Source organism: Larkinella sp. C7 (genome assembly GCF_006149005.1).
GTDB lineage: Bacteria > Bacteroidota > Bacteroidia > Cytophagales > Spirosomataceae > Larkinella.
In genome coordinates this window covers 1-457 of record NZ_VBSL01000157.1, presented here as the reverse complement: position 1 = coordinate 457, position 457 = coordinate 1, and the positions used below count along the sequence as shown (strand labels likewise).

General features: G+C 34.1%; 1 protein-coding gene. It reads left to right on the top strand.

From position 1 onward, the window contains the following. Window positions 1-198: SdpI family protein (locus tag FH871_RS34885; protein ID WP_138995347.1), on the top strand; the 198-nt coding region annotated here is incomplete at its 5' end. Window positions 199-457 lie beyond the last annotated feature (259 nt).

The following is a 457-nucleotide window of genomic DNA, read 5'->3' as shown; positions in this document are numbered from 1 at the left end:
CCTTGGAATATAAATGATGAGGGAGCTTGGAATCATACCCACCGCCTAGCTGGCTTTCTCTGGGTTCTAGGTGGTTTGATTATCATCGTTGATGGCTTTATCGATTTTGCTTTTGTTTGGGTTTTCTTTGGCAGTGTTATTCTAATGGTTCTTCTGCCGATAATTAATTCCTATCTCTATTATCGTAAGCATAGATGAGAACTCTGAGCAGAAACCTGCTTGGAGTTTTTTTAGGAAAATTCTTCTTTGTGTTAGCGGTTTTATTAACCTTTACCTAATAAATAAGGGAAACCTTCAGCGACAATTATTACAACTCGTTATAAATCAGAATTTTTGTAAGAACTTTGAAAATATGTAAAAAATCACTTAAACTCCTCTTAAAAATTGTTTAGCTTAGTAAAATATGCTAGAATGACAAGGATTACAAGGAGGAATGATATATGTCACTGGAAAAACA